Genomic DNA, 15252 nt, shown 5'->3' with positions numbered 1-15252 from the left:
CTAAAAGATGAGTTCAATAGATATTAATTGCGATTTAGGAGAAAGTTTCGGTCAATTTATAATGGGCAATGATGATGCGATATTCCCATACATCAGTTCCTGTAATATTGCTTGCGGTTTTCATGGTGGAGATCCATTACATATTGAAAACACCATAAAAAAAGCACTTCAACACAATGTTCAAATTGGAGCTCATCCCTCCTATCCTGATTTAGCAGGATTTGGCAGAAGAAAAATTGTGCTCTCCCATGAAGAATTAAAAGCCTCTGTTAAATATCAAATCTCCGCCTTAATAGGCATGGTAAAAAGTCTCGGAGGTGAACTCAAATACATAAAAGCACATGGTGCACTTTACAATTCCATTGCATTTGGTGAAAAAGAAGCGAATACTTTTCTATCAGCAGTTAAAGAAATTGATCCTGATTTAGCTATTCTTGGTCTGGCTGGAAGTCCTTTTCAGGAAATCACCCAACAATGCGGATTCAGGTTTATAAGAGAAGGGTTTTTGGACAGGCGTTATCAAGATGATGGAAGTCTAATGCCAAGAAAAGAAAAAGGATCTGTTTTAGAATCAGTTGAAGAAAGCATAAATCAATTCATTTCAATAGCACAAAAAGGAGAAGTGCAAACGGCAAGCGGAAAACGAATCACAATGGAAGTGGACAGTTTATGTATTCATGGGGACAATCCATTAGCAGAAGATATTTTAAAAGCGACCCACCAATTGGACCAGCCTATTACAGTTAAATGCATTCAACTATGATCAATATACTGCCTTATGGGAATAATGCTTTGCTCATTAATTTTGAGCAGAAAATAGATGCTAAAATTCATAATCTGGTAAAAGGCTATTTCAATTCAATTAGCGAATTTGAAGAAGTAAGCTATCAAATACCCGCCTATTGTTCTGTTATGGTGGTTTTTGACCCCGTAACGACTAATTTTAAAAAATTAAAATCTAAAATTGAAAAGCTGAATATCAAGCCTGATGAAATTAAATCAGATTCTAAAATCATTGAAATCCCTGTTTGTTATGAGCTGGAATTTGCCCCTGATTTAGCATCACTTGCAAAAGAAATAAACCTCAGTTCTGAGGAAATAATATCCCTACATACTTCTAAAACTTATGATGTTTATATGATGGGTTTTCTTCCAGGGTTTCCGTATTTAGGAGAATTACCCGAGGGGTTGGAATGTAAAAGAAAAGCAACTCCCAGAAAGCAAGTTAAGGCGGGAAGCGTTGGAATAGCCGGAAAGCAAACAGGCATCTACCCAACTGATGCACCAGGAGGATGGCAACTTATCGGGCAAACACCCCTGAAAATATTTGATGCAGCTAAGGAAAATGCATTCCTTATTAAACTGGGAGATAAAATAAAATTCAAATCTATAAGTGCCCAAACTTTTAAAACTCTACAGAAAAATGGCAAATGAATTGACTTTAACATTTTTAAAGCCAGGACTTCAGACCACCTTACAAGATAATGGACGAGCTGGTTTGCAACACCTGGGAGTTCCCGTTGGAGGCACCTTAGATAGCACTTCTGCTAAAATGGCTAATCAGTTAGTCGGTAATGAAGAAGATGTACCTGTATTGGAAATAACCATGACAGGACCAGAAATTCTATTCGATTGGGATGCATTAATAGCCATCTCAGGTGCTCTATTTGAGCTTTTTTGCGATGATGAATTAATTGAAAACAATACTGCTGTTTATATCAAAAGTGGCTCTGTTTTAAAATTTGGGAAACTAAAATCCGGCTGTAGAGCCTATTTAGCAATCGCGGGTGAATGGAAGGCTAAAAAATGGAAAGGAAGTGTAAGTCCGTTATTGCAAGCAGCGGATGCTACACCTGATAGCATTATTCAAAAGGGTACAAAACTAAAAATTCACTCTTCATTTTTAAATAAAACCGGAAGTTGGGATGAGAATAAGCATACAACCATTCTATCCCAAATGGTTAGATTAAGAGTAACCCCTGGTCCTGAATTTGAAAATATTTCTAGGGAAGCTATTGCCAAATTTTTCGGTCAAGGTCATAAAATCTCTCAAGATGCCAACAGAATGGGCTATAGATTAACTACAGATTTAACTTCAAAACAGGAAAGCACAGAGATGATTTCGTCAGGGATTATCCCCGGAACAATTCAAATAACTGGGAGCGGCCAACCTATAATTTTATTGAAAGATGCGCAAACTACAGGTGGGTATCCAAGAATAGCTAATATAATTAATGAGGATTTAGACCAGTTGGCTCAGTTGAAGCCCGGTGATGAGATTTGGTTTAGTTTAGAATAATAAGACACATTAGATTATATTAAAATGATCTTAAAAAATTGATTGCCTAAAATCCAGATAGAAGAAAATAGAATTACATAAAACACTGTAATCCAAATCATTTTTTTCCTTATCTGATTGAGATTAATCGCTCTATACAATAAAAAAGTATGGAGAATTATCACAAGAATTGGAATAGTAAATAATCCTAAATCAAAATACGAGCTGATTCTACCGAGGTCATTTGGTTTAGAAAAATTCATCACTCCAGACAATAATTGTAAATAGAAAGAAGTGAATAAGAAGGGAAATAAATAAAGATTTTTACTGTTGTTAATGAGTAAAAAGAAAACAACTGTCTGAATTAAAGTGATGATGGGGCCAACTGCTGAAATCAGCATATAATCTGCCTGAGTATCATATGCTTTTAGTGCTGGATAAACCGTATTTAAGGTCATTTTCATCTCATAACCTAAGAATTCGCCACATATCCAATGTGAGAATTCATGTACTACAAAGCTAAAGATTACAGCCAAAATGCTGGTAAGTATATATTTAATATTCCACATAGGTTTTTTGATATGGAAATATACATTATTTAATCTTAATCAGCTTCAATAAACTTCTAACATTAAAAATTTAGGCTTTTTCCACTTCATAAAATTCATGCTACTTTCTTCTCTATAAGTCTTATTCCGTAAATAATGGACAGTTGAAGCCATGAAATCTAATTAGGTTCAATTCAACTCGTCAACAAAACAGCTATGTTAATATAAAGATTTTGATTTGATGAAGCCCTAATTCATATTAGTATAGTATTCATACATTTTTGATGCTTTATGCAATTAATCTAGTTTGAGATGTTTAATTTTGGCTTGTTTTATAAAAGTATGGACAAATCATTCAATTGGTTAATCCTGGTTGCTAACAAATAAATTTTGGATACACAATTAAAAAGAATCAATAAGTTCTTAAGTGAAGCTGGCTATTGCTCCAGAAGAGCAGCAGATAAGTTAATAGAAGAAGGAGCAGTTACCATTAATGGAAAAGTTCCTGAAATGGGTACCAAAGTAGGGCCAGATGATGAAGTACGCGTTAAGGGAAAATTGATTGCAGAGCCAAAATCGGATTTTGTTTATTTAGCATTCAATAAGCCAAGAGGAATTGTATGCACAACTGATACGCGAAGAGAAAAGGATAATATTATAGATTTTATCAATTATCCTGAGAGAATTTTTCCTATAGGTAGACTGGATAAATACAGTGAAGGACTAATTCTACTCACTAATGACGGGGATATCGTTAATAAAATTTTAAGAGCAAGAAATAATCACGAAAAGGAGTATATCGTTCATTTAAATAAACCTATCAAAGGTGATTTTATTCAGAAAATGGGTGATGGAGTTCCTATTTTGGATACCGTAACAAAAAAATGCTTTGTTGAGCAATTAGGTAAAAGTACTTTTAAAATAATTTTAACACAGGGCTTAAACCGCCAAATCAGAAGAATGTGTGAATATTTTGATTATAAAGTGGCGGGTTTAAAAAGAATCAGGATTATGAATATCAAGTTAGATGTAGAAAAAGGAAAATGGAGACCCCTAACCCCTAATGAACTAAATGAAATCCAAAACCTGGTAAGCCAGTCCGATAAAACCCATGACAATTAAGGGATCCATATTAATTTCAATAGTTATCATTTGTTATAGTACTATTGCATTTGCTCAGGAGACGCCTATTATCTATTTATTCCCTGGTCAAGGTTCTGATGAGCGATTATTTGACAGCTTAAAATTCAAAATTGACTATAGAATAGTCCATATAGAATATCCAATACCGGACAATGGAAGTTCATTGTCAGCATATGCGAAAAGAATATCCAAGCAAATTGATACTAGTCAGCAGTACATATTTATTGGTGTTTCATTAGGCGGTATGATTATATCAGAACTCCATGAGTTTTTAAATCCAGAAAAGTAATTATCATTTCCAGTGCTAAATCTCGGTCAGAACTTCCATTTAGATATAAATTTCAAAAAGCTATCCCTTTATATAAAAATGTACCTCCAATATTGATGCTGGCTGGTGCTAAGTTATTACAACCCATAGTGGAGCCTGACAGAAATACTAACAAAGCTACTTTTAAAAGTATGTTATCTAGTAAGGATCCTGTGTACATGAAGCGCACTGTAACCATGATTATTGATTGGGAAAGGAAAATCGCGCAGGAAAACATTATTCATATCCACGGAACAAAAGACCGTACCATCCCCATTAGAAATGTAGAAGCCACTCATATCATTGAAGGAGGATCACATATGATGACTTTAACTCAGCCCTCTCCTATTAATAAGATTTTATTGGAATATTTGAATGAGTAAATTTCTCGGCACTCCCATAAAAATCATTTATTTTTGCGTTTTGAAAAATAAAACAAGATTATGAAATACCTAATTGCAGGTTTAGGAAATATTGGAGCCGAATATGAAATCACAAGGCATAATATCGGTTTTTTAACATTGGATAGACTGGCTGACCAGCAAAAAGTGGAGTTTGAGACTTTGAAATTAGCCATGAAAACCGAGTTTAAATATAAGGGCAGACAAATCCATTTGATAAAACCTACCACTTATATGAACCTTTCTGGTAAGGCTGTAAACTACTGGATGCAGGAGCTAAAAATTCCTAAGGAAAATATCTTAGTTATTACGGATGATATTGCTCTTCCATTTGGTAAATTAAGATTAAGAGCAAAAGGATCAGCTGCAGGTCATAATGGACTGAAAAACATTGAAGATATGACTGGTGGACAAAATTATGCTCGATTGAAATTTGGCATTGGAGATAACTTCCATAAAGGTCAGCAAGTGGATTATGTATTAAGCCCTTTCACTCAACAAGAATTTGATGAATTGCCTTTTATAATGGATAAAGCCTGTGATATGGTTTTAGGCTTTTCCACCATTGGGGTCAGTAGAACAATGAGTGAGTTTAATGATTAATAAAATAGTTATATCGCCAGCGTCTCGCTGGTGATTTTTACTTGTGCCTAGCACGGAATGTAGGCTTAAATAATATAGAACCTTTAGGAAGAAACAGCTGAAAAACGCCAGAGGCGGGAGTATTTTCCACTAGCGAGACGCTAGCGGAAGAGGCCCAAATAACATTTATCAACAAAAAAGGCTGCCCCAAACCTAAATATGAGACAGCCTTTCATGAAATGAACTTAATAATATTTTACTCTGCAGATTCCTCTTTAGCATATTCCTCTTCAGGAAGTAAAATGGCTTCTACAAATTGGTCTTCATTTAAAAATTCATTTGCTGCAGCTTTTAAATCCTCAGTAGATAATGATTGAATTTTATCTTCCGTTACTATGAAATTACTTAAATCATCATCGTAGTAATAGAAACTATAAAGCCTGTTCAACCAATAATCATTTTTCTTTAAATTCTCTTTCAGGTTTTTCAATTGAGCTTCTTTCACTTTAGCTAAATCCTCTTCCTTCACGCCATTCTCTTTAATATCCGCTAAGATTTCATGAGTGGTCTCTACTAAATCATCTACATTTTCAGGCCCACAAGGGAAAGCAATTCTAAACGAATATCGGCTTTCCGGTAATCTTTGCATACTTCCAGAAGCACCAACTCCATAAACTCCACTCTTTTCCTCTCTAAGAATATCAATTAATTCGTTGGTCACTAGTTCACCCAGCGATTTCAAGTGATAGCTTTTTTGCTTATCATACTCTGTCTCACCATGATATAAAATAGTAGCATAACTTTTTTGATCCGTTCCTTTGATGATTTCTTCCTTCACCACACCTTTTGGAGGTCGGATACCTAAGTCTACCCAATTATCTTTTCTTTCTACTGTTGGCAAACTACCCAAATAGGTTTCCAACATTGGAGTTATACCTTCTACATCAAAATTGCCCACAAATACAAAGGTGAAATCACTTGCATCGGCAAATCTTTCATTATAGATATCATAAGCTCTCTGGAAATCTATCTTATCTAAATCTTCTGCTTTAGGAAACCCTCCACCTCTAGGATTATCCTGTGCTAAAATCATGCTTACTTTATCACTATAATAGAACTGAGGATTTGACATCAAATTACCATAAAGCATTTTATTCTTACTTACATAAGAACCAAAAGCTTCTTCATCCATTCTTGGAGCTGTAAAATAAAGATAAGTTAATTGAAATAATTCTTCTAAATCCTGAGGGCTAGCTTGACCATTAAAACCCTCCGATAGTGATCCAATATATGGGTTTACCCTAACAGTTTTACCAGAAAGCATCTTTTGAATGTCTGTATTGGAGAAATCAGAAACTCCGGCTTCGGAAATTAAAGAAGTAGCATTAGAAGCAGAATGATAATCTTCCATTTCATATTGGCTATGACCACCAAAACTATAGGCTCTCATTTTTACTTCATCATTTTTAAAATCAGTAGGTTTCAATACTACTCTAACCCCATTGCTTAATTCAAGCTCAGTTACACCTAGCTCTTCATGCTTTGTTGAATTAGTCACATTTCCAGCTTTAGGAGCATTTGTCATAAAATTTTCAGCTACTTCCTCCTCTTTATAAGGCTCAATATCAGAACTCTTTACATCTTCTAAAATAGCCAAAATATCATCTTCAGATGGCATTTCTACACCTTCATTTTCTGCACCAGTTAAAACCACAACAAGGTTTTCATCTGTAACCCATTTTCCGGCTAACATATTAATCTCTGGCAGAGTGATAGTGTTAATTAAGTTTTGATAAAATTCAAATTCGAATTCCGCACCTGGAATAGGGTTTTCACTTAAAAAATGTTGAATGTATGCACTTGCAAATCTGCTTGATTCTGTTTTATCCAGTTCCTTTACACTCTTTTCAGCATTATTTAAAAATGTTTTCTTGTAGCGCTCTAATTCAGAAGAAGTAAAACCATGTTCTTTAATTCTTTTATTTTCCTCTGCTAATACTTTTACACCTCTTTCAAATCCATTTTCACCCACAATAGCAAATGAGGAATAAGCACTTTTATTTCGCACCATCTGTGAAAAGTTAGTACTTGCAAATAAAAATGGTGGATTAGCAGATTGCCTTAATTCATTTAATCTTTGACCTAGCATTCCATTGTACATGCTATAAACCAAATCCCTTCTCATATCCGATAAATCTTTCATTACTTCATTATCGTGTTTATAGTAAAGTTGAATTTGATTAAAATTAGCCTCCTTATCAGTTACTATACTCACATAAGTTTCCTCGTGATCAGGAACCTCGTAAAGTTCTTTTTCTTTAGGATCTTTCGGATTTTCCAAATCTCCAAATCGCTCTTTAATTTCTTTTTCCATTTCAGCAGGGTCTATATCTCCCACTGCAATAACAGCCATCAAATTTGGCCTATACCATTGATTGTAAAAAGAACGAAGCGTTTCATATTCGAAATTCTCTAAGATTACCTTTTTACCGATTGGCAATCTTTCAGCATAGCGTGAATCTTTGAAAAGAATAGGGAAATACTCATCTCTCATCCTTTGACCAGCTCCCTGACCTAATCTCCACTCTTCTAAAACTACGCCTCTTTCTTTATCGATTTCTTCCTCAGTCATCAATAAACCATTAGCCCAATCCTCCAATACTGTCAAGCCTTTATCTAATACTTCCTCATCATCTGTAGGAATTGGTAAGATATAAACAGTTTCATCAAAGCTAGTGTAAGCATTCAAATCAGCACCGAATTTAACCCCGGCTGACTGTAAATAATCCACTAATTCATTTTTCTTGAAATTCTCGGTCCCATTAAAAGCCATGTGTTCAGTAAAATGAGCCAACCCCAATTGCTGATCATTTTCCTGCATAGAACCTGCATTAATTACTAAGCGGAATTCTACTTTATCTTCCGGCTTTTCATTCTGGCGGATATAGTAGGTTAAACCATTTTCTAATTGCCCTACTTTCACATTAGGATCTAATGGAATTGGTTTTTGTAAGGCTTTTTCAATTTCTGAAGACTGCGCCCAGGCTGAACTTGCCGAGACAAACAGTACTAAAGCAATCAATAAATTTTTCATTTTAAGCATAATTTTAAGTTTATTTTTAATTTTAAGAGGACAAATTATTATAAAAATATCTTTTAGACAACTATCGTATTAGTTTTTTTGTAAAAAAAGCATTAAACAATCAATTTTTTGAGTCGTTAGGTATTTACTATGAAAGTAAAATTCAAAAAAGTTAAAAGCGACAAAATAAAAGATAGTTTTCTTACAGCTTTAAAAGAATATGAAGAATTACATGATTACCCTGTAACACTATATCAAAAAAGAGTTAAATCATCCACTATGCAGGCACAACCTATTATTTCATTAAAGAATATTTTTAGTGGAGTAAAAAGATATAGAATAATGCTAGGGGTTTACGTTAGCAGTAGTAATAGTCTTAAAGTCGAAGATGTTCCTCAAAAGGTGATGACTGGCTGGTTTGCCCACGAATTAGGTCATTTAGTAGACTATCTTTCCTATTCAAATTTAGGAATGGTAAGATATGGATTACAGTATGTGTTTTCTAATTCCTTTAAAATTAAAGCAGAACATGAAGCAGATTATATTGCAATTAAAAGAGGTTTTAGAGATGAAATTATTGCAACAAAAGAATGGGTGTTAAACCATGAATTAGTTGGTCAACGTTATAAAAATAAACTCAATAAGTATTATTTATCCATTGAACAAGTTGAGCTTTGTAATATGAACGAACCACCATTTGTTCCCATTATAGAAAAATAAAAAGCCCTCCATATGGAGAGCTTTTTATGTAAACTGTATTTTTAATCAATAATTAATCCTCATAATATTGAATTGGCCAAACATCATTACTTCCATTGATATCTGGAGTTATTTTATTAGGATCAATTTCTATTTTCACTACTTCTTTACTTCCTGTAGTTAATAAATGATTCCAAGAATTGCCTCTTTGCCAGATTTCAACTGGAAGTTCAACCATTTCATTGCTTCCATCAGCATAGGTAACTTTCATTTTTACAGGCATTGGAACTTCTCCTTTATTAGCTAATACCAACAAATAGCTTCCTTGATATGGATAAACTCCATCTAACGCGATGTCAATATTTCCATTTCCATAGAACCAGGTTCTCCAGAACCATGATAGGTTTTCTCCTGCTACATTTTCCATGGTATTAAAAAAGTCACCCGGAGTTGGATGTTTATAAGCCCATCTGTTAATGTAAGCCTTAAAAGCATTATCAAATCTTTCCTGACCTATAATGTATTCTCTCAACATCAAAAGCCCCATTGCAGGCTTCATATAGGCAATCATACCTAAGTTTCTGGTATTAGCAACATCAGGATAAGTAGCTATTTTTTCTCTGCTCTCGCTAGTTAACCAGCCTACATAACTTCTGGTTTCATCTAAATCATCAGCAAATTCACCATCATTAAATTCTTCAGAAGAATAAAAGTTGATGAAAGTATTGAATCCTTCATCCATCCAGGCATATAACCTCTCATTACTTCCTACTATCATTGGGAACCAGTTATGGCCAAATTCGTGATCCGTTACGCCCCATAATGATTTATTTTTAGATTGATACCCACAGAAATTAAGGCCAGGGTATTCCATTCCTCCTATGTCTGCCGCTACATTTACTGCATTAGGATAAGGGTATTCATACCACTTTTTAGAATAATGCTCTATTGAAGCCTTAGAATATTCAGTGGAACGTCCGTATCCATCTTCTCCATCACTTTCTTTTGGATAAGCAGATTGAGCCATAGCTTTTTTACCACTTGGCAAATCTATTTTAGCCGCATCCCAGATAAAAGCAGGTGATGACCCCCAGGCTACATCTCTGGCATTCTCAATCTTAAATTTCCATGTTAAATTACCTGATTGCTTTGGTCTTGTTATGGAAGGATCTCCCACTTCATCAGCTGTAATTATATGAACTGTTGTATCACTTTTGGCTGCTTTAGCCATTCTATTTTGTTGTTCAGACGTCAATACATCTTTGGGATTTAATAATTCCCCTGAACCAACCACGATATGGTTATAAGGTACAGTCACATTATATTCAAAATCACCATATTCCAAATAAAACTCTCCTGCACCTAAATATGGCAAAGTATTCCATCCTCTGATATCATCAAAAACTACCATTCTCGGATACCACTGAGCCATGGCAAATATAGTTCCATCATCCACTTTCAACTGTCCCATTCTGTCCATTCCTTTAACCGGAATTTTATATTCGAAATTCATGCTGATACTAGCCGTACCTCCATTTGCTTCAATTGGTTCATCAAAGAAAACTTGCATTCTAGTATCATTAATGATATGCTCGCTTGAGGGATTACCTCTTCTTCCGCTCACAGCTTTTAAATTGCTGATAGTATAACCTCCATCCATATCGCCAGTATATCGGTTCCCCTGTATTGGAGTGGTTAGAGTTCCTCTTGAGGTTTCAGTAAATCGATTCTGTTCTAAATGCAACCAAACAAATTCCAATTTCTGTGGACTGTTGTTGGTATAATCAATGGTGATGCTCCCATTAATCATTTCATTTTCCTCATCTAGTGTGACATCAATTTTATAATCAGCACTATTTTGCCAATAATTGTGACCGGGTTTACCGGATGCCGCTCTGTATTCATTTCCCTCTCGATCACCAAAGAATTTAAATAAATCCTGGTTATTTTCCTCTGGGTTTTGCGCAAATAGGCTAGTCATTACACCTAAAAACATTAAAACCAATAGTTTCAATACTCTCATATATTTCATTTATGGTTTAAATTCACTAAAACACGAAATTAATATAATTTTATTGCTATGCACAGATTTGTTTGATAAGTGGGTTAGTATTGTGCTGCTTTGAAGTTTACCTAATATTATAATATTGTTTATATTTATCACAATGACGCAGGCTTTTACTATTACAAGCAAAGAATTTATAGGGAATCTAAATGGATAAAACTTTATATAAATCAAAAAAAATCTTTGAACTATATTTCCCTAACGAACGTTTGTTTATTATATTTGAGGAATGATAACTAAGACCAAGTTAAATAGAAAACAGCAGATAATTGATAAAGCTACTCAACTTTTTCAACAACAAGGCTATGCTGCAACAAGTATGCGTGATTTAGCAGGCTATATTGGTATTGAAGCTGCTAGTTTATATTCTCATATTAAGTCAAAAGAGGAAATATTACAAACTATTTGTTTTCAAATGGCAAATGATTTTTTTCAATCATTAGAGAAAATTGAGTTGGAAAAATTAAGCGCAGATGAAAAATTAAAAAAGGCAGTTATTTCACATGTTCAGGTTTTGACAAAAGATAGCGCTGCCAGTGCAGTATTCTTTTCAGAATGGAGACATTTAAGCGACTCATATCTGAAAGATTTTTTAGCGATGCGCAACAATTACGAAAACAAATTCATACAGATATTAATAGATGGTCATAAAGAAGGGACTTTTAAAAAAATGGATGCGAAATTTACTGTTTTAGCATTACTTTCTTCCATCAATTGGATGCCTTCATGGTATAAACCTGAAGGAAAATTAACTCCCGAGGAAATAGCTGAAAATGTAACAGATGTTTTCATTAACGGCTTGAAAATTAGATCTTAAATAAAGCCTATTAGGCAAAAACACAATGATAATGAGTTGTGTAATTTAATTATAGAATTTATATAAAATATAAAAATAAAAATTATGTACGGAGGCGGACAAGTATTTGAATCATCATCAGTAAACAATGAATTACTAAAAGATGAGGATCCACAGAAATTAGCTGAATTTGAAGCTCGAATCGAAAGAGGTGAGAAAATTGAACCTAATGATTGGATGCCTAAACTTTACAGGAAACAATTAATCAGAATGATTGAACAACATGGTCATTCTGAAATCATTGGTGCTTTGCCGGAAGGAACCTGGATCACCAGAGCTCCTGGCTTCAAAAGAAAATTAGCCTTAATGGCAAAAGTTCAAGATGAAGTAGGACATGCACAGTTATTATATGGTGCTGCCGAAACATTAGGAAAAAGCCGCGAGCAAATGATTGAAGATTTGATTACAGGAAAATCTAAATATTCCAACATCTTCAACTACCCTACTTTCACATGGGCAGATTCATGCTTTATTTCATGGCTAGTGGATGCTGGTGCAATCGTAAACCAATTAGCAAATGCTAGAGGTAGCTATGGCCCCTATTGCCGTGCATTAGATAGAATTTGTGCCGAAGAATCATTTCACCTAAAATATGGACACCATTGTGTTATTCATTTAGCTACGGGAACTCCAAAGCAAAGAGAAATGATGCAAGAAGCTGTTGACAGATGGTGGCCACCAATGATGCACTTCTTTGGACCTTCTGATAAAATGTCAACCCATACTCAGATTTTAACTAAGTGGAAAGTGAAAATGGCAACTAATGACGAATGCCGTCAACAGTTCTTAGATATGTATGTACCAAAAATCTGGGAATTAGGCTTAACTATTCCTGATGAAAACTTGAAAAAGAATTCTGAAACAGGTGAATGGGAATTTACTGAACCAGATTGGGAAGAATTCAAAAGAGTGATTAATGGTGACGGTCCTTGTAATAAAGAGCGTTTAGCAGTAAGAAGAACCGCAGAAGAAAGAGGCGCTTGGGTTAGAAGAGCTTTAACTGCTAAAACAAAAGGTGAAGAATACGTAGCACCTTTAGCTTAATTACGAATTAGGAATTGGTTAATTACTAATTACCATATAATCCATCAATTCCTGATTATTAATCTTTAATTACTAATTATTAATTAACAATGTCTGATTTTTTAAACTCATTAGATCCGAGGATCAATAGATTAAATATACCTGCTGAATTTGGAACTACCTTTCCTTCTAAGGAAAATAAAGATCAATTTGTGACTTTTGAGGTATTTGTTCAGCCCACGGAAAATAAACCTTATCAGCATGAAGGAATAGTGCATGCTCCAACTATTGATATGGCTTTTTTATTTGCTAAAGAGCAATTCAGCCGAAGAGGTATGAGCTGTTCTGGAGTTTGGGTAGTGAATACGAATAATGTTAAGGTATCGCCTATCACTGAAAATGATGAAGATATTTATGATTTCATCCATGAGGAAATAATGGAAGGAGCTGAAAAAGGCAATTCTGAGAAATATGAGATTTTCCATTTGAGAAAAAGAGGTAAGCAACATGCACATGTTGGTAATTTAGAAGCCAGCTGCTTTGAAGAAGCTCTTTTTAAAGCAAAAAATCAATTCCAGGAAGAAAAATCAGTATTAAATATTTGGGTAGCAAAATCTGAAGATTTTATGAAAATTGAAGGTGAGGATTTTGCAGATATTTGGGAGACTCTTCCAGACAAGAGATATCGCGATGCCATGGATTACAAGGCAACAGACAAAATCAAGAAATTTAAAGCAGAACAAAAAGCATAAGTCATGACTGAAGAAGCATTAAAAGATTTATTATATAAAATAGCAGATGATTTATTGATCTTAGGTCATAGAAATTCTGAATGGACTGGCGTTGGACCTTTATTGGAAGAAGATATTGCGTTCTCTTCCATGGCACAGGATAAAGTAGGTCAGAGTTTGGCTTTCTATAATCTACTCCATGAATTGGGAGAGCAAGACCCTGATACGGTTGCATTTACAAGAAATGCTGATCAGTTTCACAACAGTCAGTTTGTTGAGTTACCAATCGGTGAATATGATTTCAGCTTAATTCGCCATTTCTTATTCGACCACGCGGATTACATCAGATTTAGCATGTTGGCAGATTGCCCGATTGAAGAATTGGCCCAAGTAGCCAGGAAACTAAAAGGTGAAATCAAATATCATGTAATGCATGCTAATACATGGATCAAACAATTGGCTACAGCAAATGAAGAAGCACATGACAGATTGCAAAAAAGTTTAGATGAAGCTTTACCTTATGCTTTAGGCGTGTTTGAACCTTCTAAATTCGAAAAGGAAATTATAGATGCTGGAGTTTATCCGGGGGAAAAAGCTATAGAAGAGCAATGGAAAGAAAATATCGCCATAGTTCTGGAACAAGCTGGTCTTAAATTACCTGATTGGAACACTATTAAACCTGTTTATGGTGGAAGAGATGGAAAGCATACCGAACATCTTCAACCATTGGTAGAAGAGATGAGTGAAGTATTCAGAGTAGATCCTTCAGCTGATTGGTAATCAATTTTAGAATTGATAAGCTGCAATTTAATTATAAACCATTTTTAGAAATGACATTAACTGAGGATAAAATATTAGAGTTGTTGAAAGAGGTGAAAGATCCTGAAATCCCTGTTATATCGTTGGTAGATTTAGGCGTGATAACAGGAATAGAGATCGAAAATGATCATGTGACTGTCAATATGACGCCTACTTTCATTGGCTGTCCTGCTATGGATTATATGAAGCAGGATGTAGTAGATGTGCTCAATAAGAATGGTATTGATAACCATACCGTCAATTTAAACTTAAAAACCACCTGGAGTTCAGATTTGATATCCGATGAAGGCAAAAGAGCCTTAAAGAAATTTGGACTTGCTCCTCCCCCAGTGCATAATAATGTAATTGAAGACTTGGATATCATCGAGCATGCTGAATGCCCCAATTGCGATAGTACTAACACTACATTAAAATCTCCTTTTGGCCCCACGCTTTGTAGGTCGTTACACCACTGTAATAGCTGCGGTGAAGCATTTGAGAGTTTTAAGCCTATTTAATTTCGATTTATATCTTCAGTAAAAACAAAAACCTGTCTAGAAAATGTAATCTGACAGGTTTTTTCATGAACACTGGAAACTATTATTAACCTGAGTTTCTATGTTGAAAAACCAGACAAAAGGTAATTTATTTTCTTTTTTTGCCTTTTTTAGGCGTAGTTGTCCTATGATAAAATTTTAAGTTTGTCAAGGGTGGCTTAGGTTTGTGCGCTGTTTTGTGC

The 15252-nt window shown here is 34.5% G+C and carries 16 protein-coding genes; 13 read left to right on the top strand and 3 right to left on the bottom strand.

From position 1 onward, the window contains the following. Positions 1 to 7 precede the first annotated feature (7 nt). From Q0L29_RS16455 to Q0L29_RS16445, 3 genes are read left to right on the top strand one after another with little or no spacing between them, the layout of a single operon-like run. Positions 8 to 763, top strand: a complete 756-nt coding sequence (locus tag Q0L29_RS16455; protein ID WP_296623433.1) for a 5-oxoprolinase subunit PxpA — start codon at positions 8 to 10, stop codon at positions 761 to 763. Then, positions 760 to 1434, top strand: coding sequence for a 5-oxoprolinase subunit PxpB (pxpB, locus tag Q0L29_RS16450; RefSeq protein ID WP_296623431.1), 675 nt, complete (start codon positions 760 to 762; stop codon positions 1432 to 1434). The genes Q0L29_RS16455 and pxpB overlap by 4 nt, the downstream gene beginning before the upstream one ends. Then, positions 1394 to 2299 (top strand): biotin-dependent carboxyltransferase family protein, encoded by a 906-nt coding sequence (locus Q0L29_RS16445; protein ID WP_296623429.1) that lies wholly within the window; start codon positions 1394 to 1396, stop codon positions 2297 to 2299. The genes pxpB and Q0L29_RS16445 overlap by 41 nt, the downstream gene beginning before the upstream one ends. A gap of 14 nt (positions 2300 to 2313) precedes the next feature. Here Q0L29_RS16445 and Q0L29_RS16440 read toward each other — a convergent pair whose 3' ends face one another. Beyond that, positions 2314 to 2847: a hypothetical protein gene (locus Q0L29_RS16440; protein WP_296623427.1), complete on the bottom strand. Its 534-nt coding sequence runs from the start codon at positions 2845 to 2847 to the stop codon at positions 2314 to 2316. Positions 2848 to 3216: 369 nt separating this feature from the next. Here Q0L29_RS16440 and rluF point away from each other — a divergent pair, with 369 nt between their 5' ends. From rluF to pth, 4 genes are all read left to right on the top strand, one after another. After that, positions 3217 to 3948 carry a 23S rRNA pseudouridine(2604) synthase RluF gene (gene rluF, locus Q0L29_RS16435; protein WP_296623425.1) on the top strand — a complete coding sequence of 244 codons (732 nt, stop codon included), beginning with the start codon at positions 3217 to 3219 and terminating at the stop codon, positions 3946 to 3948. Next, positions 3938 to 4258, top strand: coding sequence for a hypothetical protein (locus Q0L29_RS16430; RefSeq protein ID WP_296623423.1), 321 nt, complete (start codon positions 3938 to 3940; stop codon positions 4256 to 4258). Before rluF ends, Q0L29_RS16430 begins: the two co-directional genes overlap by 11 nt. Before the next feature lie 95 nt (positions 4259 to 4353). Beyond that, positions 4354 to 4659 (top strand): hypothetical protein, encoded by a 306-nt coding sequence (locus tag Q0L29_RS16425; protein WP_296623422.1) that lies wholly within the window; start codon positions 4354 to 4356, stop codon positions 4657 to 4659. 60 nt (positions 4660 to 4719) lie between these two features. Next, positions 4720 to 5280, top strand: a complete 561-nt coding sequence (pth, locus tag Q0L29_RS16420; protein ID WP_296623420.1) for an aminoacyl-tRNA hydrolase — start codon at positions 4720 to 4722, stop codon at positions 5278 to 5280. Between the two features lie 235 nt (positions 5281 to 5515). Here pth and Q0L29_RS16415 read toward each other — a convergent pair whose 3' ends face one another. Next, on the bottom strand, positions 5516 to 8353 hold the full coding sequence (locus Q0L29_RS16415) for a pitrilysin family protein (protein ID WP_296623419.1): 2838 nt from the start codon (positions 8351 to 8353) through the stop codon (positions 5516 to 5518). A gap of 138 nt (positions 8354 to 8491) precedes the next feature. Between Q0L29_RS16415 and Q0L29_RS16410 the strand changes: the two genes are divergently transcribed. Beyond that, positions 8492 to 9061 (top strand): hypothetical protein, encoded by a 570-nt coding sequence (locus Q0L29_RS16410; RefSeq protein ID WP_296623416.1) that lies wholly within the window; start codon positions 8492 to 8494, stop codon positions 9059 to 9061. Between the two features lie 52 nt (positions 9062 to 9113). Here the strand turns inward: Q0L29_RS16410 and Q0L29_RS16405 are convergent, their stop codons facing one another. Next, positions 9114 to 11063 (bottom strand): M1 family metallopeptidase, encoded by a 1950-nt coding sequence (locus Q0L29_RS16405; protein WP_296623414.1) that lies wholly within the window; start codon positions 11061 to 11063, stop codon positions 9114 to 9116. A gap of 271 nt (positions 11064 to 11334) precedes the next feature. Between Q0L29_RS16405 and Q0L29_RS16400 the strand changes: the two genes are divergently transcribed. The 5 genes from Q0L29_RS16400 to paaD all read left to right on the top strand — a co-directional run bounded on the left by Q0L29_RS16400 (position 11335) and on the right by paaD (position 15031). After that, positions 11335 to 11922: a TetR/AcrR family transcriptional regulator gene (locus Q0L29_RS16400; protein WP_296623413.1), complete on the top strand. Its 588-nt coding sequence runs from the start codon at positions 11335 to 11337 to the stop codon at positions 11920 to 11922. An 84-nt stretch (positions 11923 to 12006) separates the two neighbouring features. Then, a complete protein-coding gene (gene paaA / locus Q0L29_RS16395) occupies positions 12007 to 13005 on the top strand; it encodes a 1,2-phenylacetyl-CoA epoxidase subunit PaaA (protein WP_296623411.1) in 999 nt (332 codons plus the stop codon). A gap of 89 nt (positions 13006 to 13094) precedes the next feature. After that, positions 13095 to 13736 (top strand): phenylacetic acid degradation b, encoded by a 642-nt coding sequence (locus Q0L29_RS16390; RefSeq protein WP_296623409.1) that lies wholly within the window; start codon positions 13095 to 13097, stop codon positions 13734 to 13736. Between the two features lie 3 nt (positions 13737 to 13739). After that, positions 13740 to 14495 carry a 1,2-phenylacetyl-CoA epoxidase subunit PaaC gene (gene paaC, locus Q0L29_RS16385; protein ID WP_296623407.1) on the top strand — a complete coding sequence of 252 codons (756 nt, stop codon included), beginning with the start codon at positions 13740 to 13742 and terminating at the stop codon, positions 14493 to 14495. A gap of 50 nt (positions 14496 to 14545) precedes the next feature. Next, on the top strand, positions 14546 to 15031 hold the full coding sequence (paaD, locus tag Q0L29_RS16380) for a 1,2-phenylacetyl-CoA epoxidase subunit PaaD (RefSeq protein WP_296623406.1): 486 nt from the start codon (positions 14546 to 14548) through the stop codon (positions 15029 to 15031). Positions 15032 to 15252: the final 221 nt, after the last annotated feature.

The organism is Marivirga sp. (assembly GCF_024636815.1).
Lineage (GTDB): Bacteria > Bacteroidota > Bacteroidia > Cytophagales > Cyclobacteriaceae > Marivirga.
Note: the sequence above shows the minus strand (reverse complement) of the source record. Positions and strands in the feature narration are given on the sequence as shown.